Raw genomic sequence first — 23,250 nt, 5'->3', positions numbered from 1 at the left:
GGCTTGCGTGCAGCTTCAGTATGGGCAGGCGTCGATGAAAGCGACGTCAGCCATCACACGTCAACAGGTCAACCCTTGGCCTTCAACTTGGCCAGGCGCAACCAGGTATCGACCACGGTGTCCGGATTCAACGACACCGACTCGATGCCTTCCTGCATCAGCCATTCGGCCAGATCCGGATGATCGGACGGGCCCTGGCCGCAGATGCCGACGTACTTGCCCTTGGCCCGTGCCGACTTGATCGCCATCGACAGCAGCTTCTTCACCGCCGGGTTCCGCTCATCGAACAGGTGCGCCACGATCGACGAATCGCGGTCCAGGCCGAGGGTCAGCTGGGTCAGGTCGTTGGAACCGATCGAGAAGCCGTCGAAGATCTCCAGGAACTCATCGGCGAGCAGTGCGTTGGACGGCACTTCGCACATCATGATGATCTTCAGGCCGTTCTCGCCCTGCTTGAGGCCATTCTGTTCGAGCACCTGGACGACCTTGCGGCCTTCTTCCAGGGTGCGCACGAACGGGATCATGACCCACAGGTTGTCCAGGCCCATCTCGTTGCGCACGCGCAGCACGGCCTTGCACTCCAGTGCGAAGGCGGCCGAGAAGCTCGGATCGACGTAACGGCTGGCGCCGCGGAAGCCGATCATCGGGTTCTCTTCGTGCGGCTCGTAGTTGCTGCCGCCGATCAGGTTGGCGTACTCGTTGGACTTGAAGTCCGACAGTCGCACGATCACCGGGTTTGGCGCGACCGAAGCAGTCAGGGTGGCGATGCCTTCGGCCAGACGGTCCACGTAGAAGCCGACCGGGTCGGAATAACCGGCGATCTTCTCGTCGATCTTCTTCTTCGTCGCCGCATCCTGGCGGTCGTATTCCAGCAGCGCGTTGGGGTGGATGCCGATGTGGCTGGCGATGATCATTTCCAGGCGCGCCAGGCCGATGCCCGCGTTCGGCAGCTGGCCGAAGTCGAAGGCACGTTCCGGGTTGGCCACGTTCATCATGATCTTCAACGGTGCCGGCGGCATGTTGCCCAGATCAGTGGTGGTGCGCTCGAAGCCGAGCTTGCCTTCGTAGATGAAGCCGGTATCGCCTTCAGCGCAGCTGACGGTGACCAGCTGGCCATCCTCGATGACCTTGGTGGCATTGCCCGAACCGACCACGGCCGGCACGCCCAGCTCGCGCGCGATGATCGCCGCGTGGCAGGTACGGCCGCCGCGGTTGGTCACGATCGCCGAGGCACGCTTCATCACCGGCTCCCAATCGGGATCGGTCATGTCGGCGATCAGCACGTCGCCCGGCTGTACGCGGTTCATGTCTTCAAGCGTCTTCACCACGCGCGCCACGCCGGCACCGATCTTGGCGCCCACGGCGCGGCCTTCGGCGAGAACGTTGCCGCCCTTCTCGGTCAGCGCGAAACGCTCGATCTGGGTGGCATGGCTGCGCGACTTCACGGTCTCCGGGCGCGCCTGCACGATGAACAGCTTGCCGCTGACACCGTCCTTGGCCCACTCGATGTCCATCGGGCGGCCGTAGTGCTTTTCGATGGTCAGCGCCTGGCGCGACAGTTCGGCCACGTCTTCATCGTTGATCGAGAAGGTGGTGCGCAGTTCGGCCGGGGTGTCCTCGATCCTGACGCGCTCGCCGGGGACATCCGAGTACACCATGCGGATCGCCTTGCTGCCGAGCGAGCGGCGCAGGATCGCCGGCTTGCCGGCCTGCAGGGTGGGCTTGTAGACGTAGAACTCGTCGGGGTTGACCGCGCCCTGCACGACCATTTCGCCCAGGCCGAACGAGGAGGTGACGAACACCACGTCGCGGAAGCCGGATTCGGTGTCCAGGGTGAACAGCACGCCGGACGCGCCCACGCCCGAACGCACCATCAGCTGCACGCCTGCGGACAGGAACACGTCCTCGTGCTTGAAGCCGTGGTGCACGCGGTAAGCGATGGCACGGTCGTTGTACAGCGAGGCGAACACTTCCTTGACCTTGTGCACGACATCGTCGGCACCGGTGACGTTGAGGAAGGTTTCCTGCTGGCCGGCGAAGGACGCGTCGGGCAGGTCTTCGGCGGTGGCCGAGGAGCGCACGGCCACGGCCACGTCGCCGCCGCCGTTGTCGGCGCTCAGCTTGGCGTAGGCAGTGCGGATGTCCTGGTCCAGCTGCGGCTGCAGCGGTGCATCGATCACCCAGCCGCGGATTTCCTTGCCGGCTGCGGTCAGCGCGTTGACGTCCTCGACGTCCAGCGTGGCCAGCTTGTCGAAGATGCGCTTGGACAGGTCGTTGTGCGCGATGAAGTCCTTGAAGGCTTCAGACGTGGTCGCGTAGCCCCCCGGAACGGAGACGCCCAGACCGGCAAGGTTGCCGATCATCTCGCCCAGCGAGGAATTCTTGCCGCCTACGCGGGCCAGGTCGGCCAGACGCAGTTCGTGCAACCACAGGATGTTCTCGTTCAAGCGCGATGCTCCGTTTGGCCATCGCCCGAGGCGGGCTTTGATGGCCGCGTCCGTAGGAAGAAGCCGATATGATGCCGGGCAGACCACCGTCGGCACAAGCTTGTGTTGGCGGCCCTTTTAGGCTTCGTAGGGGGTAAATGCGCGCATGTCGACCATCCGTCCGGTGTTCTACGTTTCCGATGGAACCGGTATCACCGCTGAAACCATTGGGCATAGCCTGCTGACCCAGTTCTCCGGGTTCAGCTTCATTACCGACCGGATGTCATTTGTCGATGACCCCGAAAAAGCCCGCGAAGCCTGTGCCCGGATCCAGGCGGCGGGGGAGCGCTACCAGGTCCGGCCGATCGTGGTGAACTCCTGTGTGGACCAGAGCCTGAGCCTGATCCTGGCCGAAAGCGGGGCGCTGATGCTGGATGTCTTCGCCCCGTTCATCGAGCCGCTGGAGCGCGAACTGTCCAGCTCGCGCCTGAACCGGGTCGGCCAGGCCCACGGCATGGTCGACTTCGACACCTACCACCGGCGCATCAACGCGATGAACTTCGCGCTGACCCACGACGATGGCATCGCGGTGAACTACGACGATGCCGACGTGATCCTGGTGGCGGTGTCGCGGGCGGGCAAGACGCCTACCTGCATCTACCTGGCCCTGCATTACGGGGTGCGCGCGGCCAACTACCCGTTGACCGACGAGGATCTGGAGAGCGACCGCCTGCCGCCCCGCCTGCGCAACTACCGGCGCAAGCTGTTCGGCCTGACCATCGACCCCGACCGCCTGCAGCAGATCCGCCAGGAGCGCCGGCCCAATTCGCGCTACGCCAACCTGGACACCTGCAAGCGCGAGGTGGCTGCGGCGGAGGTCATGTTCCAGATGGAACGCATCCCGACCCTCAGCACCACCCATACCTCGATCGAGGAGATCTCCAGCAAGGTGCTCGGCACGCTGGGGCTGCAGCGCGAACTGTATTGACGGGGGCGCCACGACCAACGGTCGTGGCCCACCTGCGCGGTTGACGGGGCGCTACGAGCCACAGTCGTGGCCCACCTGCGCGGTGGGTATCGACCGTTGGTCGATACAGGGCCCCTTTGGCCGGGGCCGATCAGTCCCCACGTTGAAGGGCCAACGTGTAGGATCAACCCATGGCCCGAGCATTGCCCCGTACCGAGCGCATTCCCCGCCTGAGCCGGCTGAGCTGGCTCATGGGGCTGTACGCAGAGAACTACCGTCACCTGGTGCGCCTGTTCGCGCCGGCCGAGCTGGTGGCGGGAAGCTATGTCTCTTCGGTGGGCGATGGCCTGGACGTGCGCCTGGACGTGATCGAGTGCCACCGCTACACGGTCGAGCTGCGCCTGACCTATGACCTGGCCGACCCGGTGACCGGTGAACCGGACCCATCGGCCTTCGTCCGCCTGTACCGGGACGCGCGCCAGGCCGAGACCACCCACTGCTACGTCGGCCGCCGCTGGCAGGACACGATGGGCCTGTACCCACCGCCGGCCGAGCTGATCAGCCATCGCATGCGGATGAACACCTTCCTCGGCAAATGGCTGGAATACCTGGCCGAACGCGGCCATGGCGTGGCCACCCTGCGCCGTGATCCAGACGGCAACACCGTGGGTGAGGGCGACCGTCGCCTGTCGCTGGTGCGTTGATCGGCCATAATCCACGGCTGACCCGCCGCCGGACCCGCACATGCCGTATACCCCGATCGTCGCCACCCTGGGCTATGTGCTCTCGCCCGATCGCCGCCAGGTGCTGATGATCCACCGCAATACCCGGCCGGGCGACCACCATCTGGGCAAGTACAACGGCCTGGGCGGCAAGGTCGAGCCGACCGAGGACATCGCCGCCGGCATGCGCCGCGAAATCGCCGAGGAAGCCGGTATCGACTGCACGGCCATGCGCCTGCGCGGCACCATCAGCTGGCCGGGTTTCGGCAAGCACGGTGAAGACTGGTTCGGTTTCGTGTTCGTCATCGACAGCTTCGAGGGTGCCCCGCACGGCGGCAATCACGAGGGCACCCTGGAGTGGGTGGACGTGGACAAGCTCGACCAGCTGCCGATGTGGGAGGGCGACCGCAACTTCCTGCCGCTGGTGTTCGATGCCGATCCGCGGCCGTTCCACGGAGTGATGCCTTACCGGGATGGACGCATGCAGAGCTGGTCCTTCAGCCGGCTTTGAGGCATTTCGGAGGCCGCTGCGCTCGCCGGACATGGTCCGGCGCTACCATCCGGCGCAGCCTCGGTAGCGCCGGGCCATGCCCGGCGGGGAGAGCTTCAGCGCCGGCGCGCCAGCAGCAGGTGGAAGTGCTTTTCCCGCTGCTGGCCGTCATTGCCGGCCGTGCATTCGCGATGCGAGCGCCATGCCGTGACGGTGAAGCCGGACACCCGCAGCGCCAGCTCCACTGCGTCCAGCTCATGCAGCTCAAAGTCGGCGGCAAAGGGCAGGCTGCGCATGAATCCGGCATCGCCGAAGGCCAGGCATAGCCGGCCGCCGCGATGCAGCACCCGTGCCAGTTCATCCAGTACCGGTGCCAGGTCCGGCCAGAAGTACAGGGTGTTGACCGCCAGCGCAGCATCGACGCTGGCATCAGCCAGGGGCAGGGCATGGGCATCACCCTCGCGCAGCGCGGCACGGCCAGCCAGGCCGCTGGCGGCAAGGTGCTGGTTGCCGGCGTCGACCATGGCACTGGACAGCTCGACACCCACGTAGCGACTGCCAATGGCCTGCAGCAGCAGCGGCGCAAAGGCGGCGTTGCCAGGACCGATTTCCAGCACCTGCTCTCCGGCAGCGACGGCCAGCAGTGCGATCGCCGCCTGGTTGAGGGCGTCGTTGCTGCGGTTCATCGATTCGCCCACGGCCAGCGCGGCCTCGCCATGGGGCTGCCGCAACTGCGCGGCCAGGGTGCGTGCATCCAGCATCAACATCGTCCGTCGGTAAGGAGTCGGACGTGGCGGCGGCGGGTCCGCCGCAGACCATAGCGCTGGCGGATCGGCTTGGGAAGTAGGGAAACCCCGGCTTGTGGTGATGAGGAAATGTCCAGCGTCGCAGTCGGTGAGAACCAGTTGTCCACAGGGGGTGTGGATTACGCGTGGGCAACTTTGTGGATAAGCGCTGACAGGCGCCACCCCCCTAGGCTGTCAAGATGGGTGGCGAAAAATTCACCGCCGGTGAGGATCGGTGAGTGACGGGTGAAGGGCAGGGGCAGCCCACGCTGTTGCCGGTGGCGGCGCTCGCGGTACCCTGTGGGCCTTGATGCCCCGTGAGACTTCATGAAACGTCACTTCTCGATGCTGCGCGAGTTCCATCTGGCGGACTGGTTCACCCTCGCCAACGCTTTCTGCGGCACCGGCGCGGTGTTTGCCGCAATGCGTTTCCTGCAGGATGGCGAGCGCGGCTACCTGCTGTTCGGCATGGCGCTGATCCCGCTGGCTTTCATTTTCGACGCATTGGACGGCCGCATCGCGCGCTGGCGCAAATCCAGTTCGACCCTGGGCCGCGAGCTCGACTCGCTGTCGGACGTCATTTCCTTCGGGGTCGCGCCCGCAGCGCTGGCCTATGCCTGTGGCATGCAGGGGGGCTGGGACTGGCTGGTGCTGAGCTACTTCGTCTGCTGCGGCGTCAGCCGCTTGGCCCGTTACAACGTAACCGCCGAGGCGATGAGCGGTGACGAAGGCAAGGTGAAGTACTTCGAGGGGACGCCGATTCCCACCAGCTTGGCGCTGGTGATCGTGCTGGCGATCGCCGCCGGCACCGATGCCATCGGCCACGACCTGTGGCTGGGCCAGTGGCAGATTGGCCCTTGGCAGCTGCATCCGTTGGTGCTGCTGTTCGCGTTGTCCGGGTCGCTGATGATCAGCAAGACCCTGCGCATTCCCAAGCCATGACCCAGCCCTGCGGAGGAGCGCGATGACCAGCTCGGCCAACGACGCCGGCAGCAGCGATTTCGAAAATCTGGCCCGCCAGTACTTCGGCGCCTGGGGTGATGCCTTGCGCCATGCAGCCGTGCCGGGAACCCCGGCTGGCGACGACCCGGGCAGTTGGAAGCGCCTGTTCGACTGGTGGGGCCAACTGCTGCCCGGGACCGGTGCTGCCGCGCCCGAAGAGGCAGTGCGGCGGTTCCGCGAGCAGGCTGGCAGCTGGTACGGCACCATGCAGGAAGTCGCTGCACGCTTTGCCGGCCGCGATGCCAGCAGTGCCGAGGTCGCCCAGGCCTGGCGTGAAGCGGTGAAGGGGCAGGGCGACGGCATGCTGCAGTGGATGCTGCAGGGGGCCCGCGGCAGCACCCATGTGGACGCTGCTCCGCCCGAGTTCACGGCGTGGTTCCAGCAGTTGCAGACGCTGGCTGGCCCTTGGCTGCAGAGCCCGGCGTTCGGGCCCGGCCGCGAGCACCAGGCGCGGTGGCAGGCCCTGCTGCGCGCGCAGGAGGAGTACCAGCAGCATTCGCAGGCCTATGTCGAGCAGATCAAGCAGGCACTGGAAGAGGCATTCGACCTGTTCGAGCAGCGACTGGCCGAACACGAGCAGCCCGGCAGCCAGCTGACCAGCGCCCGGGCGATGTTCGATCTGTGGATTGAAGTCGCCGAGGAGGCCTACGCCAAGGTCGCCATGTCCGAGCCGTTCCAGCAGGTGTATGCCTCGCTGGGCAACGCACAGATGCGCCTGCGCGCAGGCCTGCAGCGCGAGGTTGAACAGATGAGTGAACGCATCGGCCTGCCCACCCGCAGCGAGATGGATGCCGCCCACCGTCGCATTGCCGAGCTCGAGCGCAGCCTGCGCCGGGTGCAGGCACAGGTGGCGGCGCTTGCCGGTACCGATGCCGTCGATCCGGTTGCCCAGCCAGCGCCTGCCAGGGTCAAGCCCGTCGCGCGCAAGCCTGCAGCGAAGAAGGCTGCAGCGAAGAAGCCTGCTGCGAAGAAAGCGCCAGCGAAGAAGGCCGCCACCCGCGCGACCACGCGGAAGTCGTAAGCCATGAAAGGACCGCTGGGCTTCAATGCCGATGACCTGATGCAGGAGACCCTGGGCATGCAGCGCAAGCTGATGGAGGGGTTGAAGCTGCTGCCGCAGGTGGAGGATGTCGACTATGGCGCCACCGCCCGCGAGGAAGTCTGGCGCGATGGCAAAGTGGTGCTGTATCGCTTCGTCGGCGAGAACGCGCCGGTGCGGCGTACACCGCTGCTGATCGTGTACGCACTGGTCAACCGCCCGTACATGGTGGACCTGCAGGCCGATCGGTCGCTGGTGCAGAAGCTGCTGGCATTGGGCCAGGACGTATATGTGCTGGACTGGGGTTATCCGGACCGTTCCGAACGCTACCAGACACTTGAGGACTATCTGCTGCGCTACATCGATGGCGCGGTGGATGCGCTGCGCGCGCGCAGTGGTGGAACGGTCGACATGCTGGGAATCTGCCAAGGCGGCGTGTTCGCCCTGTGCTACGCCGCACTGCGACGGCAGAAGCTGGGCAACCTGATCACCATGGTCACCCCGGTCGACTTCCAGACCTCCAACAACATGCTGTCGCACTGGGCCCAGCAGGTGGATGTGGATCTGCTGGTGGATACGCTGGGCAACATCCCGGCCGATCTGATGAATGCCAGCTACCTGATGCTCAAGCCATTCCGCCTGAACGTGCAGAAGTACGTGGGCCTGCTCGACATCCTCGATGACAAGGCGGCGCTGGAGGATTTCCTGCGCATGGAAAAGTGGATCTTCGACTCGCCGGACCTCGCGGGTGAAGCCTTCCGCGAGTTCATCAAGCAGTTCTACCAGGGCAACGGCCTGGTCAACGGCACCGTGCGCATCGGCGAAGAGGCGGTGGATCTGTCGCAGGTGACCCTGCCGGTGCTGAACATCTACGCCGAACAGGATCATCTGGTGCCACCGGATGCATCGCGCGCGATGCGTGGCCGGCTGGGCACGCAGGACTACACCGAATCCAGTTTCCGCGGTGGGCATATCGGCATCTACGTCTCCGGCCGCGCACAGCGCGAAGTGCCGGCGACCATCGACAACTGGCTGAAGGAACGCACGCCATGAAACATTCCCCTCTGCTCGCGTTTGCTCTGGCCCTTGCGCCCGGCGTCGCCAGCGCTGCGCCGAGCGCCGATGCGCGCCGCGAGATCGCGCAGTTGATCGGAAGCCTGGATGGCTCCCAGTGCCAGTTCCAGCGCAATGGCAGCTGGTATGGTCCCGCCGATGCGCGTTCCCACCTGCAGCGCAAGTACGACTACCTGCTGAAGAAGAACATGGTCGACACCGCCGAGCAGTTCATCGAGCGTGCCGCGAGCCAGAGCAGCATGAGTGGCAAGGCCTACCGGATCCGCTGCCCCGGCAAGCCCGAACAGACCTCCGCGGCGTGGTTCGGCGCCCGCCTGCAGGCCTTGCGCCAACGCACGCCGTAGACATTGCAGGCGCTACAGTGGCAACAGCCAGTCAGCCGGGAGACCTCGCCATGAACGCTGTGCCGCGCACCCTGTCGCGCTCGCTGAACGACCGCATGATTGCCGGAGTCATGGGCGGCATCGCCCATCGTTTCGGCTGGAACCCGACCCTGGTACGGGTGCTGTACGTGGTGGTCTCGCTGGCGTCGGCCGCCTTCCCCGGCATCCTGGTCTACCTGCTGCTGTGGCTGCTGATCCCCAACGAGGCGGATTGAACACCGCGTCCCGTCCCTGGCCGATCTGGCTGCGCGCGTTGCAGGTGCTGGGCGCGCTGTGGACCGTGCCCAATACCCTGATCGGCCTGCTTGGCGGTCTGGCCGGGTTGCTGGGTGGTGCGAAGATGCGCTGGAGTGGTCGTGATTGCGCGGTGGTTTTCGATCACTGGCCCTGGGGCCCGGGCGGAGCGATCACCCTGGGCAACGTGATCCTGCACACCGGCCACGATCTGGGCATGTGCTGCCGTACCTACGCGCATCAGGCGGGGTGGGGCGTGGAGCCATTGATCCGGCTGGATGACCATGAACGTGCGCACGTGTACCAGTATCTGGTGCTGGGGCCGCTGTACCTGCCGGTGTATCTGCTGTGTGGAGGTGTCAGTGCGCGTAATCCGTTCGAGCGTGCGGCCGATCATTACGCGCGGTTCGGGCACGGCTGGTGGCCGTAGATTCCAGCCAACGGCGCAGCCCCTCGTGGGTGGGTCACGAAATGCGATTCATGTGATTGGGCCGGGCGGGGTGGGTTGCGCAGGGGCCGCTGCAAGTACGTCCCTGTAAGTTCGGTCGCCGCATCCATGCGGCTCACGCCCCTGCGCAACCCACCTGCCCGGCCCCTGACAGTTTCCGGGCGCGTCCAGCCACGGAGAAGAAAAAGAACAGCAACCGCGGGTCGCGCGCTGCGCTTGCTCTACAGAAAGCGGCCAACCACGCCGCTTTTGCTTTTGATCTTCTTTTTCTTTTCCGTGGGTGGCAGACCGCAGAAATCTGTCAGAGGGCGGTCGGGTTGGGTTCGCGGGGGTGTCCGCGGCATGGATGCCGCGGCCAAGTCTCCAGGGACGGATTCACGGCGTCCCCCGCGAACCCAACCCGACCGACCCACCTGCGGCTTTTGCATTCCGCGACCAACCACACCCACCCACGAGGGGCTGCGCCGTTGGCTGAAAACACCTCCATTCGTTATCCGGAAGTTAAAGATCCGTAAGCATTCTGCTGCGATCCCGCAGTCATCTGCATGCAACCGATCGTCATTAGTCTTCGTGACGTTCCAGTCAGCTTGGTCGCGGTAAGCTCTATCCCGATGAGCCAACAAGTACCGCTCATCGTGTGCAGTACGCAGTAGCAATTTGGAGGAAGACATCACATGGCAATCGTTCTTTATGTCGGTGGTAGCAAGGATGGCGAGAAGGGCGTGGTGCCCTACGGCTTCAGCAAATCCCGCGCCGATACCGCGCTGGGGCCGGAGTTCTACACGGAGCGGTTCATGGAACTGCAGGGTGTCGGCAAGGTCCGCCTGATGGCGCTGGAGAGCCTGCGTGACGACATCGTCATGCAGCGTGCCGCCCGCCACTACCGCTGACCTTCGCAGTACGCGGCAGGACGCGCTCCACCATCGCGCGTCCGCGCCGGCATCCCAGCCCCGGGGCCAGTCCGAGCCCTTTTTGCCAGGATGCCGGCGTCCCATCCGGACCCACCGCCTGAACCGCCGCTCTGTCAACGCCTTGTCCCTGCCGCCCGCGCATTGCAAGAATGGGCCTTTCCCGCAATGCGGCCCAGGCCGGAAACAATGCACGACGCCAAGCACGCCCAGCGCCAGCTCGCCCAGCAGATCGCCCAGACCATCGCCGATGAAATCGGTGCCCAGACCGCACAGGTCAGCGCCGCCGTCGGCCTGCTCGATGAAGGCGCCAGCGTTCCGTTCATCGCCCGCTACCGCAAGGAAGTCACCGGCGGCCTGGACGACACCCAGCTGCGCAACCTGGAAACCCGCCTGACCTACCTGCGCGAACTGGAAGACCGCCGTGCGGCGGTGCTGGCCAGCATCGGCGAGCAGGGCAAGCTCAGCGATGAGCTGCGCAACGAGATCCTCGCCGCCGACACCAAGAGCCGGTTGGAAGATCTGTACCTGCCATACAAGCCCAAGCGTCGCACCCGCGCGCAGATCGCCCGCGAAGCAGGACTGGAGCCGTTGGCCGATGGCCTGTTGGGCGACCCGACACAGGACCCGCAGATCTTTGCCGCCACGTTCGTGGATGCCGACAAGGGCGTAGCCGACACCAAGGCCGCGCTGGAAGGGGCCCGCGCGATCCTGATGGAGCGCTGGGGCGAGGACGCCACGCTGGTTGGCGAGCTGCGCAGCTGGTTGAGCGAGCAGGGCGTGATCCGTGCCCGCGTTGCCGAGGGCAAGGAAACCGAGGGCGCCAAGTACCGCGATTATTTCGAGCACGCCGAGTCGTTGGCGAAGATTCCCTCGCACCGGTTGCTGGCGTTGTTCCGTGCACGCCGCGAGGAGATCCTGTTCCTGGAGCTGGACCCAGGCAAGGATGCCGAGGCCGGACATCAGTACGCCGAAGGGCGCGTGGCGCACAACGCCGGTATCCGCGATGCGGGGCGCCCCGCTGATCGCTGGCTGCTGGACGCCTGCCGCCTGACCTGGCGGGCCAAGCTGCACATGCACCTGCTGCTGGACCTGTTCAACCAGGCTCGTGAGAAAGCCGAGGCCGAAGCCATCGCGGTGTTCGGTGACAACCTCAAGGATCTGCTGCTGGCCGCACCGGCCGGCCCGAAAAGCGTGCTGGGCCTGGACCCGGGCATCCGCACCGGCTGCAAGATTGCCGTGGTCGACGCCACCGGCAAGCTGGTCGCCACCGACACCATCTACCCGCACGAGCCCCGCCGGCAGTGGGAGCAGTCGCTGCAGACGATCAAGCAGCTGTGTGCCAAGCACAACGTGCAGCTGATCGCGATCGGCAACGGCACCGCCAGCCGCGAGACCGACAAGCTGGCCGGTGAAGCCATCAAGGCGCTGGGTGACAACGCGCCGCAGAAGATCGTGGTCAGTGAAGCCGGGGCTTCGGTGTATTCGGCGTCGGAAACGGCGGCCAAGGAATTCCCGGACCTGGACGTGTCGATCCGTGGTGCGGTATCGATCGCGCGCCGCCTGCAGGATCCGCTTGCCGAACTGGTGAAGATCGAGCCGAAAGCGATCGGCGTGGGGCAGTACCAGCACGACGTGGATCAGTACCGCCTGGCGCGTGCGCTGGATGCGCGCGTGGAGGACTGCGTGAATGCCGTTGGCGTGTACGTCAACACGGCGTCGGCTGCACTGCTGTCGCGCGTTTCGGGCCTGTCGTCGACGGTAGCCGAGAACATCGTGCGCCACCGCGATGACAACGGTCCGTTCAAGCGTCGCAAGGACCTGCTGAAGGTGTCGCGCCTGGGCGAGAAGACGTTCGAGCAATGCGCAGGTTTCCTGCGTATCGCCGATGGCGATGAGCCGCTGGATGCATCGTCGGTGCACCCGGAAGCCTATCCAGTGGTCGAGCGCATCGTGGCCAGCACCGCGCGTCCGATCAAGGCGCTGATCGGCGACGGCAGTTTCCTGCGCGGCTTGAAGGCCGAGCAGTTCACCGACGAGACATTCGGTGTGCCGACGGTGCGCGACATCCTCAAGGAACTGGAAAAGCCGGGCCGTGATCCGCGCCCGGAATTCAAGGCGGCCCGTTTCGCCGAAGGCGTCGAGGACATCAAGGACCTGCGCGAGGGCATGGTGCTGGAAGGCGTGGTCAGCAACGTGGCCGCGTTCGGTGCGTTCGTCGATATCGGCGTGCACCAGGACGGCCTGATCCACATCTCGGCGCTGTCCGATACCTACGTGAAGGATCCGCGTGACGTGGTCAAGGCCGGCGACATCGTCAAGGTGAAGGTGCTGGAGGTGGACGTGCCGCGCAAGCGCATCGCCCTGACCCGTCGTCTGGACGACACGCCCGGCCAGGCCACCAGCCGCCCGGGCAGCCGTGACGAACGCAGCCAGGGGCAGGCGCCGCGCCGCGACGCCGGCAACCCCGGGCAGGGACGTGGCCAGGGGCGCAACCCGGGCAATGGCGGACGCCCGGCACAGGCCGCGCCGCCAGCCAACAATGCCCTGGCCGAGGCGTTTGCCCGGGCCAAGCGCAGCTGAGTCCGCCGTCCCCCTCCCGGCGCGATCCGGGCGGGGGACTTGTCGATGTTCCCCGGCAATGCGCACACTTGCGCCGGAAGGGGCGCCTGGGCCCCTGCTGTCGCTGGGGAGGCCATGCCGTCAGCACCATCCGCCCTGTTCCGTGACCGCTGTGGCTCGCCACGGCCTGCGGGCAGCTGCGTCGGCAGGAGAGGCGGCTGATGGCCGATCAGGGCAGCAGCGGCAACGCACTGCTGGAGCGCCGGCTGCAGGAACTGGCCGAAGAGCGCCGCCGCCTGGCGATGATCATCGAGGGCACCGCGGCCGGCACCTGGGAATGGAACGTCCAGAGCGGGCAGATGCGGGTCAACGAACGGTGGGCCGAGATCGTCGGCTACCGGTTGGACGAACTTGAACCGATCTGCCAGAAGACCTTCATCGCGCTGGTCCATCCGGATGATCTGGCGCTGTCCGATGCGGCCCTGCAGGACCACTTCGATGGCCGCACCGACCACTATGTCTGCCTGTTGCGGATGCGCCACAGGAATGGCGAATGGATCTGGATCCACGATCGCGGACGGGTATTCGAATGGGACGGGCAGGGCAGGCCACTGTGGATGGCCGGCGCCCATGCCGACGTCACCGAACTGCAGCAGGCGCGCCAGGACGCGGCCGAAATGCGGCAGCGCCTGCAGGCGATGGTGGATGCTTCAGACGAAGTCGCGGTGATCGCGACCGACACCGATGGCATCATCACCATTTTCAATACCGGCGCGCAGCGCCTGCTCGGCTACACCGCCGCTGAAGTAGTGGGTGAGCGCCGCCTGGATGCCTTCCACGACCCGGTTGAACTGCAGGCGTGGCTGCGACCGCTGGCGACCGCCGATGGACAGGTTCCGGGTGTGTTCGAGGCACTCAGTGCACGTGCCGAGGGCCAGACGTATTCGCGGCAGTGGACACTGCTGCGCAAGGACGGTCAGCGTCGCCAGGTACGCCTGTCAATCAGCCGCATGGATGGCGCCAATGGCGAGCGCATCGGCTATGTCGGCATGGCCATCGACATCACCGAGATCCTGCAGGCGCGCGCCGAGGCTCGTCTTGCGGCGGAAAAATTCGCCGGTGCGTTTACGTCGGCGGCACTGGGCATGGCGCTGGTGTCGCTGGAAGGGCGCTGGCTGGATGTCAACGATGCGCTGTGCCGCATTCTCGGCTACACGCGCGAGGAACTGCTGCAGGTCGATTTCCAGCGGTTGACCCATCCGGCCGATCTGCAGACCGACCTGGCCCTGGTGCAGGACCTGCTGGCGGGGCGACGCACGCACTATCACCTTGAAAAGCGTTACCTGGGCCGTGAGGGCAACACCATCTGGGCACGGCTGTCGGTATCGCTGGTACGCAATGAGCGCGGTGAACCGTTGCATTTCGTGTCGCAGATCCAGGATGTCAGCGCCCAGCGCAGCAGCGAGCAGCGCCTGTTCGAAAGCGAGCAGCGCAGCCGCATCACCCTGGATGCGGTTGCCGACCTTGTACTCAGCGTGGCCCTGGATGGCCACATCGAATATGCCAACGCGGCCGCCGTGCGAATGCTTGCCGGCGATGGAGCGCTGTCGCTGGCCGGGCATCTCGTGCAGGACGTGCTGTCGTTGACCACCGAATACGCACCGCAATCGCAGCTCGACGTCAGCGTGCTGCTGGATCCGGAAAGCAACGCCGTGGATCTGCATGCCGATCTGCTGCTGCAGATGGGCACCGCCGTGGTGCCGGTTGACCTGACCCGGGCCTGGCTTCGCGACGACGAGGGCCAGGTGCGTGGTGCGGTGTGGGTCCTGCGCGATGACACCCAGCAGCGCGCACGCGAGCGCGAGGCACGGCACCTGGCGGAGATGGACCCGCTGACCGAACTGGGTAATCGCCGCGGCTTCGAAGTGCATCTGCAGCAGGCGATCACCCGGGTCGAGCGGACCGGGCAGGCGGCGTCACTGATGTACATCGATCTGGACCGGTTCAAGCCGGTCAACGATACCTTTGGTCATCTGGCCGGCGACGCCGTGCTGTGGGCCGTGGCCAGCGTATTGCGCCATGGTGTACGCGACTCGGATGTGGTGGCCCGCCTGGGCGGTGACGAATTCGCGGTAATCCTGTCCGGGTGCAGCCCGCGGCGAGCGGCGCGCATCGGCGGCGAGTTGCTGCATACCCTGGCCAACCTGTCCATTCCGTGGGACCAGCACCAGCTGCGGATCGGCGCCAGCATCGGCATCGCACCGCTTGCCGCCGGCATGAGCGTGGACCAGGCCGTCGCCGCCGCCGATGCCCAGTGCTACCGGGCCAAGGCGATGGGTCGCAACAATGTGCAGGTGCAGGGCGAAACCGGCGAACTGCCCGGTAGCTCGCCGGCGGACGGCGGCGACCTCAGCGACGGCTGATCTCAGCCTGTGAGAGGGGCGCGGCGAATACTGCGCCAACGCCCCACCTTGGCAGGAAAACAACATGACGTCCTGGAACCTGAGTGCAGTCCGTGCTTATGCACCGGCCGTTGTCGGCTGGTCCCTGGCTCTCTCCGGCTGGCTCCGGCTGGAGCAGCTGCGCAATGACCAGCAGGCCCGGATGCTGGTCCCCGTGGTGCAGTGGGGCGTGGCGCTGATGCTGCTGGTCACCCTGGGCTGCATCGTCGCCACCAGCCTGGTGCTCTGGCGCGCTGCGCGTCGTGATGCGCGGCAACGCCCTTGATCTGCACGCAGCGCAGGGCAGACGGCGGACGGCTACAGCGCAGCCGGATCCATCAGCAGGAACGTGCCCGGACTGCGCTGGTGCGCGTCGATCAGGGGAACCAGGCGGCGGAAGTGCTCGGTTGCGCAATGGGTGTCCAGCGCTGCGCGATCCGGCCATTGCTCAATGAATATGAAGTGGCCGGGATCCTTCTGGTCGACGAACAGGTCGTAGGCGATGCACAGAGGTTCGCTCCGCGTGCAGGCAACCAGCTCGCGGTATAGCGGCAGGACGATTTCGACCGCTTCAGGATGTATGAAATCCTCGGCGATGACCTTGAGCATGCTGGAACTCCCGTGCAGGAAACACAGCATTGTAGGCGCGCGCCGCAGGGCCTCAGCGCAGCACCTCTTCGGCATCCACCAGCTGCACGTCGTGCATCATGTTGAGGTAGGCCTCGTAGTAGCCTTTGTGCGAGGCGCCAACGATGGCCAGCAGGCGCGTTCCCGGGCGCTGGCCCAGCACTTCGCGGATGTTGGCGACCATGCGCAGGTTGCGGGTTTCCCAGTAGCCCACATAGTTGCGGCCAAAGCCCTGGGGTGAGGGTTCGACCAGCGCGGCACCGAAATCGGCCTGGTAGGCCTGCAGGCCGACGCCGGGGCGGTTGTAGGCGCGATACAGGTCCAGCACGCCACCGACCTTGCCGACGTTGGCATACAGCGGCTCGTCGGCGTCCAGCCGTGCATTTGCGTGCGGGTTGTCCCAGGCCTTCATCATCGCTTCGCGTGCCGCCTTCTTGTCCTCGGGCGGGGTGGGCGAATCGGCGGTGTGGTCGTCCACGGCCCACAGGCGTTCCAGCCCCAGGCGGGCAGCGAGGACTGCCGCCACCAGGTTGGTTTCATTGCGGCGGGTCAGGCTCTTGTCGAGAATCCCGACCAGCGCAGCATCCAGGCCGTCGCCGGCGATCCGGTCCTGCACAGGCAAACGCAGCCATTGCACCTGCGCCGATCCGCGCTCGCCAGCGGCCAGGAATACCGCGGCCAGGTGCCGACGCTGCGCGGCTGTCGGGCTTGCCGGCCATGCCGACAGCAGGCGCCCCATCTCGGCGTTGGCGCTGGGCACGTCGAGGCCGGTGGCGACGCGGGCCTCATCGGTGTCGTAGCAGTAGGTTTCAACGCTTTCGGCATAGCGGCTGGGATTGCGACGCATGAAGTCGCACTGCAGGCCGGACAGGTTTTCGGTGGCAATCGCCTGCGGGCGCCAACGCGCCAGGCGCTGCAGCAAGGGCTCCAGCATGGTCGGCTCGAAGGCCTTTGGCAGTTCCGACAGATGTGCTGTCCCAAGCACCAGTACTTCGTTGTGGCGACCGGCGGGTGGCCCCTTCAGCTGGTCGGGATGGAAGCTGGGGCGGAAGCCCGCGTCGCTGGCCAATGCGCCGGCACTGCACAGGCTGAGGAAGATGATGGCGTTCAAGCGTCGAAGCATGCTGCCTCCCAGGAAAAATCCATTCAGTGGGCACATGCTGCCGGCAGTGCGCAGGCAAGGGATGTCCCGATGGTCATTGCAACCTTCTGCGTGCCTGCCGCATCCCCTTTCCGTCAGCGCTGGTCCAGAATGGTGGCTGGAAGACTTCCGGAAGCGCGTCATGGATGAAATCGCCACCATCGCAGCTGCAGGTGCCGTGCTGGGTGCACTGGCCGGCTGGATCGGGCCGGGGAGGTGGCGGTGGCAGCTGTTGCGGCTGGCACCGTTGCTGCTGGTGCCGTTCGCGCTGTACATCCTCGCCACCCGCAGCTGGATCCTGGGCGGAGGCGGGCCGCTGGCGGGGCCGTCCCTGCTGGTCGTCTGCGGCAGTCTGGGCTACCTGCCGGCGGTGCTGGCAACGATGCTGCTGCGCTGGGTTCTGCGGCGCGCTGCCGACCAGGGGCTGGCCCCCTAAAGTTGCTGGCCGTCGCGCCGTTACCTTCTCTGGAGCCCGCTGCAGGCTCCCGCCGCCGGACCCGAGGCTGCCTCCGATGGGTGGCCCGTGCCGTGTGCTCCGCCGCTGTTTGATGACGATCGCAGCTGCCGTACTGTTCCTGCCAGTCGCTCGAGTGACGCCTTCCGGCGTCTGCAGTCCCAGGCAATCGAAGTTGCCGCCGGGCATCCCGCCCGGCGGGTCGCAACCGCTACCCGGACACCGAGGATCAGACGATGCTTATTTCAGGCTCCATGGAAGGTGCACAGGCGCCGGTCGAAGTGCTCACCCGTTGGTCTCGCCTGCGCGCGCTGCGGGGGGTGTTGGGCAGGCAGCGCCGCGCCACGGAGGTGGCCGAGCAGCATCGGCGGCACGTCGAGCTTGAGGCCCAGGTGGCCGCATTGCACCGGGTGCAGGCGGTCATCGAGTTCGCCCTCGACGGCACCATCCTGCAGGCCAATGACAACTTCCTGCAGGCAGTGGGATATCGCCTGGATGAGATCCAGGGCAGGCATCATTCCCTGTTCGTCGATCCCGAGGACGCGCGCAGTACCGGATACCGCGACTTCTGGGCGCGGCTGGGCCGCGGTGAGTTCGATGCAGGTCAGTACCGGCGCTTCGGCAAGGGCGGGCGCGAAATCTGGATCCAGGCCTCCTACAACCCGGTGCTTGACCAGCACGGTCGGCCGTACAAGGTGGTCAAGTTCGCCACCGACATCACCGCGCAGAAGCAGCAGGCAGCCGAATCGGCGGGGCAGCTGGCCGCCATCGACAAATCGCAGGCGGTGATCGAGTTCAGCATGGATGGCCGCATCCTGGCGGCCAATGCGAACTTCCTGGCCGCCACCGGCTATACGCTGGAAGAGGTGCGTGGCCAGCATCATTCGCTGTTCGTCGAGCCCGACTACCGGGCCAGTGTCGAGTATCGGCGGTTCTGGGAAAAACTCGGCTCCGGCGAGTACGACGCAGGCCAGTACCGGCGGCTGGGCAAAGGCGGTCGTGAAGTGTGGATCCAGGCGTCGTACAACCCGATCCTTGATGCCGGTGGCCGGCCGTTCAAGGTCGTCAAGTACGCCACCGACATCACCGCACAGGTGCATGAGAGCCAGGCCATGCAGCGCGCCGTAGCGCAGACGCGCGAAGTGGTGGCGTCGGCAAAGGAGGGCGACCTGACCCGGAGCATCGGCATGGCCGACAAGACGGGCCCGATCGCCGAGCTATGCGGTGGCGTCAACGCGCTGGTCGAGGCGATGGCGGCCATCATCGGTCAGATCAAGTTCGCCGCAGACACCATTGCGGTCGGTGCGAGCGAGATCGCCGAAGGCAACAATGACCTTTCCCAGCGTACCGAACAGCAGGCTGCCTCTCTGGAAGAAACCGCCGTGTCGATGAAGGGGCTGGCCGAGACCGTGCAGCGCACCGCGACCAACGCGCGCCAGGCCAGCCAACTGGCCGGCGGCGCCGCCGATGTGGCCGCACGGGGTGGCCAGGTGGTGCATGACGTGGTCTCGACGATGGAGGTGATCAATGCTTCCTCGCGTCGCATCGTCGACATCATCGGTGTGATCGATGGCATTGCCTTCCAGACCAACATCCTGGCATTGAACGCGGCGGTGGAAGCGGCGCGTGCCGGTGAGCATGGTCGTGGTTTCGCCGTGGTTGCCACCGAGATCCGCGAGCTCTCGCATCGCTCGGCAGGTGCGGCAAAGGAGATCAAGCAGCTGATCGATGCGTCTGTTGCCAACGTCGGTGCCGGAACGGCGCAGGTCGAGAGCGCCGGCCGGACCATGGACGAGATCGTGGTCGACGTGCGGCGTGTCAGCGACCTGATGACCGAGATCAGTGCGGCTGCGCAACAGCAGAGCGATGACATCCAGCAGATGAACCACGCGGTGGATCTGATCGATCAGGGCACGCAGCAGAATGCAGCGCTGGTGGAAGAGGCCTCAGCGGCCGCGCGCAGCATGGAAGAGCAGTCTTCGCAGCTGCTGCAGACGGTGGCAGGGTTCCGTGTGCACGCGGGGGCAGGGCATGGCCATGGCGTGCATTCCCCGGCGCTGCGGGTGGTGTAGGGCGCCGGCGCGCGCTGGCTTATGGGTGGGCGCGGTCTTCGCCCTGGCCGCAGTGCAGCCGCGGGTGAGTGTGCGCATACATCCAGAAATCGCGCGGCCGTCCACGGACATGGCGATAGGACTGCAGCAATCCCTCGCGTTGCATGCCTGCCCGTTCCAGTACGGCAATGGATCGCAGATTGCTGTCGAGCACGGTGGCCTGGATGCGCACGCAACCTAGTGCGGCCTGCGCCCAGGCGATGACCGCGCGCGCCGCCCCGGTCGCCAGCCCGCGTCCCTGGTGGGCTGGGGACAGGTCGTAGGCCAGTTCCGCGCGGTGGTGCTCGATGTCGATGTCGTTGAGGCCGACGGTGCCCAGCAACTGATCGTGACTGTCGAGGATCGCCCAGCGGCGGCATCGTGTGTTGCGCGCATGGTCGACGATCTGCCGCTGCAGAGCCTCTACAGAGACATCGCCCCAGCTGGTGTGCTCGATCACGCCCGGCAGCGACAAGTAGTTCGACCAGGCGACCGCGTCTGGAAGGACCAGTTCGCGCAGGTGAGCCTGGAACGCTGGGGGAAGGGAGGGAGCGGAGTGCGATGCCATCGCTCCAGTGTCGACGGCGTTGGTCGGGCAGGGCAAGACCGGAAACGACAAAGGCCAGGTCGTAGACCTGGCCTTTTATCGTGGTGCCGGTGAAAGGACTCGAACCTTCATGGGGTCACCCCCGGCTGATTTTGAGTCAGCTGCGTATACCATTCCGCCACACCGGCAGCAGCGGGCTAGTGTACCCGAGCCGGGCGGGCGTTCATAGAGGTGCGGGCGAACAGGGCCGAAATGGCTTCAAATTGTCGGTATCGGCCGACTGCTGGCTATACTGGCAACGCTTAACAGGCACGGAGCGATAGCCTATGTCAGCGTTGCAGGACCTGCGGGTGCTGGTAGTGGAGAACGACGAGATGAGTGCGGCGCTGCTGCAGATGCAGCTGGTGCATTCCGGTGCTCTGGTCGTTGGTCTTGCCGCGTCCGTTGCCGAGGCACTGCGCCTGCTGGAAGAGGCCAGCCCTGACGTGGCCCTGCTGGATTACCGGTTGGCCCACAACGAGACCAGTGAACCGGTCGCTGCGGCGCTGGCCGCGCGCGGGGTGCCGTTCGTGCTCGCCACCGGCATGACCGCCGAACAACTGCCGGTCGCGATGCGATCGGGTGTGCTGTTGATCAAGCCCTATCTGTCGGCGGAACTGTCCAAGGCATTGGTCCGCGCAGTGGGACGTTCCAGCGCCAACGCCTGATCCGACCGCTCAGGCGGCTTCTTCGTAGACATAACGGATCTCCTCGCGGTCGTCGAGGATGGCGTACTGCGCTGCCCGGTTGTCCGGGTCCGGGTTGAGCCAGGCGTCCAGATGCTCGGCGCGGATCGGCAGTACGCCCCGGTCATGGCCGGCAGCGGCAACATCGATTGACGGTCCATCGGTGATGGTGGCGAACGACAGCAGGCGTCCTTCCGGGCCCTCCCATTCCGCCCACAGGCAGGCCAGCAACAAGTCGCGCGGCGGATCAGGGCGGAACTCCAGCACCACGTCCTGTTCCTTCTCGTCGTTGTGCAGGGTGCGGCCGGCAATGGCGTGGCGAGGGACGTGCTCGTAGAAGGCCTGTACCACCACCACGCCGTGGCGCAGTCCGAAGGCCCCGCGCCAATAGCCTTCCAGGCTGTCCCGCCGCGCATTGTAGGTGCCGGGGTAGAGGACATCGTTGCGCGCGGGCTTGTCCGGAAGCCGGCATTGATAGCGCATCGGCTTGATCACGCGCCGGCCATTCTCGCTGACCATCACCGGCGCGTAGGTGCCAGGAAAAATACGGTTGTCGCGTGGCAGCAGCTGTTCCCGGTGCAGGTCGTCCAGCCGTGCCTGCGCGCGGTCGATGCGGTTGCCGGCAACGCGCAGGTCATTGCGCGCTTTCTGCGTGGGACGGGTGGCCAGGGTTGCATTGGCGATGTCGCGACGCTCAAGCTGCCGCTCCAGCTCAGCCTGCAGCTGTTGCCGCTCCTGTGCATGCCATTGCTGGATCTTCGCCACGATGTCGCGGCCCAGTTCGGTGCGCGCACCGGCAAATCCGTCGTCCATCGCTTTCGGCGTTTTCGGTCGTTTCTTGCCGGGATCATGCGCATAGAGTTCGGCGAACTCCTCCAGGGAGAGGACGGCGCCGAACTCGCGCACCAGCTTGGCGTAGTCGGCGCGGATCAGGGCGGAATAGCACATTGGACTCTGCCGGAAGATGGGTCGCAGCGGCTGCGACGTGGATGCGGCAGGATAGCTCGACCTTCCAGGAGACGTTGCATGAATGATCCAGAGACGATCCAGTTCCGTCAGGCGGTGCCGACGGTTGAGGACTACTGCCAGCTGCGTGCGCTGGCCGGGCTCAGTGCAAAGACCCATGAGGCGGCGACGCGGGCATTGCCCAATACCGTTTTCGGTGTCTGTGCCTACCAGGGCAGCGAGCTGGTAGCGATGGGCCGGATCATCGGCGATGGTGGTTGCCACCTGCAGGTCTGCGATATCGCCGTGCTGCCGCGCCTGCAGGGGCAGGGTCTGGGCAAGGCGGTGATGCAGCGTCTGAGCGACTGGATGCAGGGCAACCTGCCGCCGTCGGCGTATGTGAGTCTGTTGGCCGATGGCGAGGCACATCGGCTGTATGCGCAGTTTGGCTTTGCGGCGACCGCGCCAGCCTCGATCGGCATGTATCGCCGGTTCTGAAACGCGGTCACCAGGGAATCGCAGGCAAAGAAAAACCCCGGCCGAAGCCGGGGTTTCAAAGATTGGCGTCCCCACGGGGATTCGAACCCCGGTCGCCACCGTGAAAGGGTGATGTCCTAGGCCTCTAGACGATGGGGACGCACGAAAAACTTCAAGTTGTAGAACTCTCGACGGCCTAATGCCGAAAGTGGTGGAGCCAAGCGGGATCGAACCGCTGACCTCCTGCATGCCATGCAGGCGCTCTCCCAGCTGAGCTATGGCCCCGTGTTACCGAGCCGCCTATCATACCTGCCTGTTCACATTTGTGGAAGCTTTTTTTGAAGCTTTTTCATCGAATCGTTCATTGCCACAAGGGCAGGAGCGTTCCGACGCCACAACCTGAATGCCGGTGGGCGGTGAACAAAAAAGACCCGGTTATCGGCCGGGTCCTCGTTGTTCATGATGAGTGGCGTCCCCACGGGGATTCGAACCCCGGTCGCCACCGTGAAAGGGTGATGTCCTAGGCCTCTAGACGATGGGGACGCAGATCTCATCAATTTTCTTTGCGACCTTTCGACGGCCTAATGCCGAAAGTATGGTGGAGCCAAGCGGGATCGAACCGCTGACCTCCTGCATGCCATGCAGGCGCTCTCCCAGCTGAGCTATGGCCCCACGTCGCTGAGGAGCGAAATAATAGCTGTGCCCCCCGGGGGTTGGCAAGCGCTTTGTTGCACTTTTCTACACATGGCGCGCGATGGCGCGG

Annotated in this window: 23 protein-coding genes and 5 tRNA genes; 17 read left to right on the top strand and 11 right to left on the bottom strand. The window is 65.7% G+C overall.

The window, feature by feature from the left end:
- Positions 1-68: 68 nt before the first annotated feature.
- Complete coding sequence (gene ppsA / locus J2X70_RS09380) at positions 69-2,447, bottom strand: phosphoenolpyruvate synthase (protein WP_025879263.1); 2,379 nt, start codon at positions 2,445-2,447, stop codon at positions 69-71.
- Between the two features lie 145 nt (positions 2,448-2,592).
- Between ppsA and J2X70_RS09375 the strand changes: the two genes are divergently transcribed.
- The 3 genes from J2X70_RS09375 to J2X70_RS09365 all read left to right on the top strand — a co-directional run bounded on the left by J2X70_RS09375 (position 2,593) and on the right by J2X70_RS09365 (position 4,626).
- Positions 2,593-3,414 (top strand): pyruvate, water dikinase regulatory protein, encoded by an 822-nt coding sequence (locus J2X70_RS09375; RefSeq protein WP_025879262.1) that lies wholly within the window; start codon positions 2,593-2,595, stop codon positions 3,412-3,414.
- Positions 3,415-3,584: 170 nt separating this feature from the next.
- Positions 3,585-4,097 (top strand): DUF1249 domain-containing protein, encoded by a 513-nt coding sequence (locus J2X70_RS09370; RefSeq protein WP_099784603.1) that lies wholly within the window; start codon positions 3,585-3,587, stop codon positions 4,095-4,097.
- Positions 4,098-4,137: 40 nt separating this feature from the next.
- Complete coding sequence (locus tag J2X70_RS09365; protein WP_080148528.1) at positions 4,138-4,626, top strand: 8-oxo-dGTP diphosphatase; 489 nt, start codon at positions 4,138-4,140, stop codon at positions 4,624-4,626.
- A 95-nt stretch (positions 4,627-4,721) separates the two neighbouring features.
- On the opposite strand, the gene J2X70_RS09360 is transcribed toward J2X70_RS09365, so the two are convergent.
- A complete protein-coding gene (locus J2X70_RS09360; RefSeq protein WP_033831406.1) occupies positions 4,722-5,372 on the bottom strand; it encodes a class I SAM-dependent methyltransferase in 651 nt (216 codons plus the stop codon).
- A 345-nt stretch (positions 5,373-5,717) separates the two neighbouring features.
- Here J2X70_RS09360 and J2X70_RS09355 point away from each other — a divergent pair, with 345 nt between their 5' ends.
- The 10 genes from J2X70_RS09355 to J2X70_RS09310 all read left to right on the top strand — a co-directional run bounded on the left by J2X70_RS09355 (position 5,718) and on the right by J2X70_RS09310 (position 15,767).
- Positions 5,718-6,332 (top strand): phosphatidylcholine/phosphatidylserine synthase, encoded by a 615-nt coding sequence (locus J2X70_RS09355; RefSeq protein ID WP_025879258.1) that lies wholly within the window; start codon positions 5,718-5,720, stop codon positions 6,330-6,332.
- 22 nt (positions 6,333-6,354) lie between these two features.
- Positions 6,355-7,413: a class III poly(R)-hydroxyalkanoic acid synthase subunit PhaE gene (gene phaE / locus J2X70_RS09350; RefSeq protein ID WP_059064468.1), complete on the top strand. Its 1,059-nt coding sequence runs from the start codon at positions 6,355-6,357 to the stop codon at positions 7,411-7,413.
- Between the two features lie 3 nt (positions 7,414-7,416).
- Positions 7,417-8,484, top strand: coding sequence for a class III poly(R)-hydroxyalkanoic acid synthase subunit PhaC (locus tag J2X70_RS09345; protein WP_309910059.1), 1,068 nt, complete (start codon positions 7,417-7,419; stop codon positions 8,482-8,484).
- On the top strand, positions 8,481-8,849 hold the full coding sequence (locus J2X70_RS09340; protein WP_223482942.1) for a YfeK family protein: 369 nt from the start codon (positions 8,481-8,483) through the stop codon (positions 8,847-8,849). The genes J2X70_RS09345 and J2X70_RS09340 overlap by 4 nt, the downstream gene beginning before the upstream one ends.
- A gap of 50 nt (positions 8,850-8,899) precedes the next feature.
- The gene (locus tag J2X70_RS09335) at positions 8,900-9,103 is read left to right on the top strand and encodes a PspC domain-containing protein (protein ID WP_025879254.1); all 204 of its coding nucleotides are present in this window, start codon (positions 8,900-8,902) and stop codon (positions 9,101-9,103) included.
- A complete protein-coding gene (locus J2X70_RS09330; RefSeq protein WP_025879253.1) occupies positions 9,100-9,552 on the top strand; it encodes a hypothetical protein in 453 nt (150 codons plus the stop codon). The genes J2X70_RS09335 and J2X70_RS09330 overlap by 4 nt, the downstream gene beginning before the upstream one ends.
- Positions 9,553-10,244: 692 nt before the next feature.
- Entirely contained in the window at positions 10,245-10,460 is a 216-nt protein-coding gene (locus J2X70_RS09325) for a hypothetical protein (protein WP_025879252.1), read from the top strand.
- A gap of 207 nt (positions 10,461-10,667) precedes the next feature.
- Positions 10,668-13,061, top strand: coding sequence for a Tex family protein (locus J2X70_RS09320; RefSeq protein WP_309910054.1), 2,394 nt, complete (start codon positions 10,668-10,670; stop codon positions 13,059-13,061).
- 200 nt (positions 13,062-13,261) lie between these two features.
- The gene (locus tag J2X70_RS09315; RefSeq protein ID WP_309910052.1) at positions 13,262-15,463 is read left to right on the top strand and encodes a PAS domain S-box protein; all 2,202 of its coding nucleotides are present in this window, start codon (positions 13,262-13,264) and stop codon (positions 15,461-15,463) included.
- A 64-nt stretch (positions 15,464-15,527) separates the two neighbouring features.
- Positions 15,528-15,767 carry a hypothetical protein gene (locus J2X70_RS09310; RefSeq protein ID WP_100436483.1) on the top strand — a complete coding sequence of 80 codons (240 nt, stop codon included), beginning with the start codon at positions 15,528-15,530 and terminating at the stop codon, positions 15,765-15,767.
- A 32-nt stretch (positions 15,768-15,799) separates the two neighbouring features.
- Here the strand turns inward: J2X70_RS09310 and J2X70_RS09305 are convergent, their stop codons facing one another.
- Together J2X70_RS09305 and J2X70_RS09300 are read right to left on the bottom strand one after the other, a co-directional pair.
- Positions 15,800-16,090 carry a putative quinol monooxygenase gene (locus tag J2X70_RS09305; RefSeq protein ID WP_099784588.1) on the bottom strand — a complete coding sequence of 97 codons (291 nt, stop codon included), beginning with the start codon at positions 16,088-16,090 and terminating at the stop codon, positions 15,800-15,802.
- A 52-nt stretch (positions 16,091-16,142) separates the two neighbouring features.
- A complete protein-coding gene (locus J2X70_RS09300; protein WP_105164276.1) occupies positions 16,143-17,231 on the bottom strand; it encodes a DUF5694 domain-containing protein in 1,089 nt (362 codons plus the stop codon).
- A 160-nt stretch (positions 17,232-17,391) separates the two neighbouring features.
- Here J2X70_RS09300 and J2X70_RS09295 point away from each other — a divergent pair, with 160 nt between their 5' ends.
- Together J2X70_RS09295 and J2X70_RS09290 are read left to right on the top strand one after the other, a co-directional pair.
- The gene (locus J2X70_RS09295; RefSeq protein ID WP_105164275.1) at positions 17,392-17,685 is read left to right on the top strand and encodes a hypothetical protein; all 294 of its coding nucleotides are present in this window, start codon (positions 17,392-17,394) and stop codon (positions 17,683-17,685) included.
- Positions 17,686-17,939: 254 nt separating this feature from the next.
- Complete coding sequence (locus tag J2X70_RS09290; RefSeq protein WP_100436482.1) at positions 17,940-19,775, top strand: methyl-accepting chemotaxis protein; 1,836 nt, start codon at positions 17,940-17,942, stop codon at positions 19,773-19,775.
- A 19-nt stretch (positions 19,776-19,794) separates the two neighbouring features.
- Here the strand turns inward: J2X70_RS09290 and J2X70_RS09285 are convergent, their stop codons facing one another.
- Together J2X70_RS09285 and J2X70_RS09280 are read right to left on the bottom strand one after the other, a co-directional pair.
- Entirely contained in the window at positions 19,795-20,361 is a 567-nt protein-coding gene (locus J2X70_RS09285) for a GNAT family protein (protein WP_059064458.1), read from the bottom strand.
- 81 nt (positions 20,362-20,442) lie between these two features.
- A tRNA-Leu gene (locus J2X70_RS09280) sits at positions 20,443-20,528 on the bottom strand.
- A 138-nt stretch (positions 20,529-20,666) separates the two neighbouring features.
- Here J2X70_RS09280 and J2X70_RS09275 point away from each other — a divergent pair.
- Positions 20,667-21,047, top strand: coding sequence for a response regulator (locus tag J2X70_RS09275; RefSeq protein ID WP_025879243.1), 381 nt, complete (start codon positions 20,667-20,669; stop codon positions 21,045-21,047).
- Between the two features lie 9 nt (positions 21,048-21,056).
- Here the strand turns inward: J2X70_RS09275 and J2X70_RS09270 are convergent, their stop codons facing one another.
- Positions 21,057-22,013 (bottom strand): SOS response-associated peptidase family protein, encoded by a 957-nt coding sequence (locus J2X70_RS09270; protein ID WP_309910046.1) that lies wholly within the window; start codon positions 22,011-22,013, stop codon positions 21,057-21,059.
- Positions 22,014-22,091: 78 nt separating this feature from the next.
- On the opposite strand from J2X70_RS09270, the gene J2X70_RS09265 reads away from it, so the two are divergent.
- Positions 22,092-22,508 (top strand): GNAT family N-acetyltransferase, encoded by a 417-nt coding sequence (locus tag J2X70_RS09265; protein ID WP_025879241.1) that lies wholly within the window; start codon positions 22,092-22,094, stop codon positions 22,506-22,508.
- Positions 22,509-22,571: 63 nt separating this feature from the next.
- Here the strand turns inward: J2X70_RS09265 and J2X70_RS09260 are convergent.
- From J2X70_RS09260 to J2X70_RS09245, 4 genes are all read right to left on the bottom strand, one after another.
- A tRNA-Glu gene (locus tag J2X70_RS09260) sits at positions 22,572-22,647 on the bottom strand.
- Positions 22,648-22,696: 49 nt separating this feature from the next.
- Positions 22,697-22,772 (bottom strand) — tRNA-Ala (locus J2X70_RS09255).
- A 182-nt stretch (positions 22,773-22,954) separates the two neighbouring features.
- Positions 22,955-23,030: transfer RNA gene (locus tag J2X70_RS09250), tRNA-Glu, on the bottom strand.
- Between the two features lie 53 nt (positions 23,031-23,083).
- A tRNA-Ala gene (locus tag J2X70_RS09245) sits at positions 23,084-23,159 on the bottom strand.
- Positions 23,160-23,250 lie beyond the last annotated feature (91 nt).

This window comes from Stenotrophomonas sp. 1337, from assembly GCF_031455455.1.
Classification (GTDB): domain Bacteria; phylum Pseudomonadota; class Gammaproteobacteria; order Xanthomonadales; family Xanthomonadaceae; genus Stenotrophomonas; species Stenotrophomonas indicatrix.
This window is presented reverse-complemented; position numbering and strand designations above follow the sequence as displayed.

Coding starts and splice junctions, on each gene's coding strand:
- J2X70_RS09375 (WP_025879262.1), top strand. CDS start 2,593: ATGTCGACCATCCGTCCGGTGTTCTACGTTTCCGATGGAACCGGTATC.
- J2X70_RS09370 (WP_099784603.1), top strand. CDS start 3,585: ATGGCCCGAGCATTGCCCCGTACCGAGCGCATTCCCCGCCTGAGCCGG.
- J2X70_RS09365 (WP_080148528.1), top strand. CDS start 4,138: ATGCCGTATACCCCGATCGTCGCCACCCTGGGCTATGTGCTCTCGCCC.
- J2X70_RS09360 (WP_033831406.1), bottom strand. CDS start 5,372: ATGTTGATGCTGGATGCACGCACCCTGGCCGCGCAGTTGCGGCAGCCC.
- J2X70_RS09355 (WP_025879258.1), top strand. CDS start 5,718: ATGAAACGTCACTTCTCGATGCTGCGCGAGTTCCATCTGGCGGACTGG.
- phaE (WP_059064468.1), top strand. CDS start 6,355: ATGACCAGCTCGGCCAACGACGCCGGCAGCAGCGATTTCGAAAATCTG.
- J2X70_RS09345 (WP_309910059.1), top strand. CDS start 7,417: ATGAAAGGACCGCTGGGCTTCAATGCCGATGACCTGATGCAGGAGACC.
- J2X70_RS09340 (WP_223482942.1), top strand. CDS start 8,481: ATGAAACATTCCCCTCTGCTCGCGTTTGCTCTGGCCCTTGCGCCCGGC.
- J2X70_RS09335 (WP_025879254.1), top strand. CDS start 8,900: ATGAACGCTGTGCCGCGCACCCTGTCGCGCTCGCTGAACGACCGCATG.
- J2X70_RS09325 (WP_025879252.1), top strand. CDS start 10,245: ATGGCAATCGTTCTTTATGTCGGTGGTAGCAAGGATGGCGAGAAGGGC.
- J2X70_RS09320 (WP_309910054.1), top strand. CDS start 10,668: ATGCACGACGCCAAGCACGCCCAGCGCCAGCTCGCCCAGCAGATCGCC.
- J2X70_RS09315 (WP_309910052.1), top strand. CDS start 13,262: ATGGCCGATCAGGGCAGCAGCGGCAACGCACTGCTGGAGCGCCGGCTG.
- J2X70_RS09310 (WP_100436483.1), top strand. CDS start 15,528: ATGACGTCCTGGAACCTGAGTGCAGTCCGTGCTTATGCACCGGCCGTT.
- J2X70_RS09305 (WP_099784588.1), bottom strand. CDS start 16,090: ATGCTCAAGGTCATCGCCGAGGATTTCATACATCCTGAAGCGGTCGAA.
- J2X70_RS09300 (WP_105164276.1), bottom strand. CDS start 17,231: ATGCTTCGACGCTTGAACGCCATCATCTTCCTCAGCCTGTGCAGTGCC.
- J2X70_RS09295 (WP_105164275.1), top strand. CDS start 17,392: ATGGATGAAATCGCCACCATCGCAGCTGCAGGTGCCGTGCTGGGTGCA.
- J2X70_RS09290 (WP_100436482.1), top strand. CDS start 17,940: ATGCTTATTTCAGGCTCCATGGAAGGTGCACAGGCGCCGGTCGAAGTG.
- J2X70_RS09285 (WP_059064458.1), bottom strand. CDS start 20,361: ATGGCATCGCACTCCGCTCCCTCCCTTCCCCCAGCGTTCCAGGCTCAC.
- J2X70_RS09275 (WP_025879243.1), top strand. CDS start 20,667: ATGTCAGCGTTGCAGGACCTGCGGGTGCTGGTAGTGGAGAACGACGAG.
- J2X70_RS09270 (WP_309910046.1), bottom strand. CDS start 22,013: ATGTGCTATTCCGCCCTGATCCGCGCCGACTACGCCAAGCTGGTGCGC.
- J2X70_RS09265 (WP_025879241.1), top strand. CDS start 22,092: ATGAATGATCCAGAGACGATCCAGTTCCGTCAGGCGGTGCCGACGGTT.